Source organism: Corallococcus praedator (assembly GCF_003612125.1).
Lineage (GTDB): Bacteria > Myxococcota > Myxococcia > Myxococcales > Myxococcaceae > Corallococcus > Corallococcus praedator.
Map to the genome: position 1 here is coordinate 1 of NZ_RAWI01000636.1, position 3242 is coordinate 3242.

Here is a 3242-nt window from a genome sequence, read left to right on the forward strand (position 1 = left end):
CAAATGCCCCGAGCACCCCGCCCCCGTCGCGTGTAGACACGGAGGTCGTGTTACGCCCCGCGCCCGTCATCCTCAGCTTCCGGCGCACGTTCGCGCTGCTCATCCTGCTGGTCGTGCTGCCCTCGGCCGGCCTGTCGGGCTTCGGCGTCGTGGCCATCATCAACGAGCGCGCCGCGGTGGAGAAACGCCTGGAGGCCGCCTGGCGCGGCACGCTCGCGGACCTGTCCGCGGAGGTGCCCCGGGCGCTCAACAGCGGACGGCTGGAGGAGGTGGGCGGAGGCCGGCTGGCGTTCCTGCTGTCGGACGACCAGGAGCTGTCCGACCCGGAGGGCACCTTCCACGTGGAGAACGGCCTGGTGCGCACGAAGGATCCGCAGCTCGCGGAGTCCCTGGCGGCGCTGGTGCCGGAGGCCGCCTCGCTGCCCACGGTGCCCACCGTGTTCTCGCTCGCCCCGGGCAACCGGGCGGTGATGGTGGCCGCCGAGCGCAAGGGCACCACGGTGCAGGGCGTGCGGCTGTCCGCCGTCGCGTTGGACAGCCTCCTGTCGGACAAGGCGCAGGGGCGGGCCACGTCGGAGCCGGTGCGCTTCACGTTGCTGCCCGTGCCGCGCGACACGTCCAGCGAGGGCGGGCTCGTCAACCGGCTGATGTCGGAGGTGGCGCAGGCGCGGCAGAACGCGATGGGGCCGCCGGTGCTCGCGGAGCGGGTGCTGTCCGCGCCGCTGCAGGACTTCCGGCTGGTGGTGCTGCCCACCGGCGAGGACCCCGTGGCGAGCACCTCCACGCGCAACCGCGCCGTGTACGGCGTGCTGCTGGGGCTGTTCTACCTGACGCTCACGTTCGGCGTCATCTACACCGGCCGCGTGCTCTACCGCGAGGCGCGCCTGTCGCGCATGAAGACGGACTTCGTGTCGCTGGTGAGCCATGAGCTGCGCACGCCGCTCACCTCCATCCGCATGTTCATCGAAACGCTGGCGCTGGGCCGGCTGAAGGACCCCGCGCAGATGCAGGAGGTGTTGGACCTGCTCACGCGTGAGACGGAGCGCCTGTCGGACCTGATTGAGCGGGTGCTGGACTGGGCGCGCATCGAGAGCGGCCGCAAGGTGTACCAGCGCGAGTCCGTGCCGGTGGCGGACGTGGTGGACGCGGCGGTGGCGGCCTTCCGCGCGCAGCGGCTGGGGGATGACATGGTGCTGAGCGTGGAGGTGGCGGACGGGCTGCCTCCGGTGGAGATGGACCGCGTCGCGGTGTCGGGCGCGCTGCTCAACCTGTTGCAGAATGCGTACAAGTACAGTGGGCCGACGAACCGGAAGATCGCGCTACAGGCGCGCAGGGACGGCAGACACGTGAACCTGTCGGTGGAGGACAACGGGGTGGGAATCGCCAGGAAGGACCGCAAGCGCATCTTCGAGCGCTTCTACCGCGTGGACAACCTGCTCACGCGCAAGACGGAGGGCAGTGGCCTGGGGCTCGCCATCAGCAAGCGCATCGTGGAGGCACACGGGGGCCGCATCGCCGTGCAGAGCGAGCCCGGCCAGGGCAGCCGCTTCACCATCCAGCTCCCGGCGGGCCGCGCATGAGCACGCCGGAAGAGAAGCCGCGCCGCATCCTGGTGGTGGAGGACGACCTGTCCATCCTCACCGGCGTGTCCATGAACCTGCGCTTCGAAGGCTACGAAGTGCTCCAGGCGCAGGACGGCCGCACGGGCCTGGCCAAGGCGCTGGACGAAGCGCCGGACCTGCTGGTGTTGGACCTGATGCTCCCGGAGCTCAACGGCTACGAGGTCATCCGCGAGCTGCGCCAGCGGGGCCGCGACACGCCCGTGGTGGTGCTGTCCGCGCGGGGCCAGGAGTCGGACAAGATACTGGGCCTCAACCTGGGCGCGGACGACTACGTGGTGAAGCCCTTCGGGCTCCAGGAGCTGCTCGCGCGCATCAAGGCGGTGCTGCGCCGCCGGTTCGGGGCCACGGGCACCAGCGCGCCGCCGGTGACGTTCGGGGACGTGAAGGTGGACCTGGCGCTGCGCACGGTGGCGCGCGACGGGCAGCCGGTGGAGTTGACGGCGCAGGAGTTCAAGCTGCTGGCGCACTTCCTGGCGCACCCGGGCCGCACCTTCACCCGCGAGGAGCTGCTGTCAGGCGCGTGGGGCTACCACTACGAGGGCAGCGCGCGCACGGTGGACAACTTCATGCGCCAGCTGCGGCTGAAGTTCGAAACCGACCCCGAAGCGCCCCGGCACTTCCTCACCGTGCGCGGCCTGGGTTACCGCTTCGAGCGCTGAAGTCAGCGCCGAAGCCCCCGGGCGTCACAGCCCCGCGACGCCAATCTGGCGCAGGTCCTCCAGGTCGAAGGGCTTGCCGTCGAAGCGGCCGTAGCGCTCGCGGGGGGTGAGGCCGCTGGAGGTGAGGGCGGCCTCCAGCTCCTCGGGGAGGAAGTGGCGCAGCTTGAGGCGGCGGATGGGGCTTGAGCCACCGGGAGGACGCCGCTCGCGCAGGTGCAGGGCGAACAGCGGACGGCGGGGCTCCACGGCGGAGCCGGGCTCGTCCTCGTCGCGCGGCAGCACGGGTTCGCGCGGGGCGTTGAGCACGTCGTAGACGAAGGTGCCCCCGGGGGCCAGGTGGTGGACGACGGTGGCGAGGAACGCCTCCACGTCGTCGCGGCCGGGCATCAGCCCCAGCGCGTGCTGCGGGGCCAGCACCAGCGGGAACTTCTCCGGCAGCCGCAGCGTGCGCAGGTCCTGGGCCAGCAGGCGCGTGCGCTCGGAGACGTCCGGGGGTTCGGAGGCGCGGCGCTCCTCGGCGGAGCGGATCATCACCTCGGAGGGATCCACGCCCACGGCGGCGAAGCCGTGGCCGGCCAGCGCCCAGGGCACCCGGCCGTTGGCGGCGCCCAGCACCAGCACGGGCGAGCCGTGCTCGGTCGCCTGCCGCGTGTAGAAGACGAGATCCGGCTCCTGTCCCACGAGGGACAGCGGGGTGCGGCCGCGTGCGTCGTTCCCAGCCATTGCCCAGGCCCTAGCACGGTTGCGGGGCCCTTCGGGACTCCCGGGTGCGCACCGTGGGCAATCCTTTGCCCACCTGCTGTCCGGCATGCGACGGCCCCCTCCCACTTCCCAACGCTGGTCCCCTCCTGGAGGGCTGGCACCCTCCTTGCCTTGGAGCGCCGCATGACGGGCGTCCGCCTGGGCGCTTCGCTTTGAAAGAGTGAGGGGTATTCGGCATATGGGGCACGGCGGGTGGCGG

3 protein-coding genes are annotated in these 3242 nt (G+C 71.7%); 2 read left to right on the plus strand and 1 reads right to left on the minus strand.

Translation table 11 applies throughout. The features are described 5' to 3' along the window. The first annotated feature begins 47 nt into the window (after positions 1-47). Positions 48-1580, plus strand: a complete 1533-nt coding sequence (locus D7Y13_RS40165; protein ID WP_120586142.1) for a sensor histidine kinase — start codon at positions 48-50, stop codon at positions 1578-1580. Further along, positions 1577-2281 (plus strand): response regulator transcription factor, encoded by a 705-nt coding sequence (locus tag D7Y13_RS40170; RefSeq protein WP_120586141.1) that lies wholly within the window; start codon positions 1577-1579, stop codon positions 2279-2281. The genes D7Y13_RS40165 and D7Y13_RS40170 overlap by 4 nt, the downstream gene beginning before the upstream one ends. A 24-nt stretch (positions 2282-2305) precedes the next feature. On the opposite strand, the gene D7Y13_RS40175 is transcribed toward D7Y13_RS40170, so the two are convergent. After that, on the minus strand, positions 2306-3004 hold the full coding sequence (locus D7Y13_RS40175) for a class I SAM-dependent methyltransferase (RefSeq protein WP_120538313.1): 699 nt from the start codon (positions 3002-3004) through the stop codon (positions 2306-2308). Positions 3005-3242: the final 238 nt, after the last annotated feature.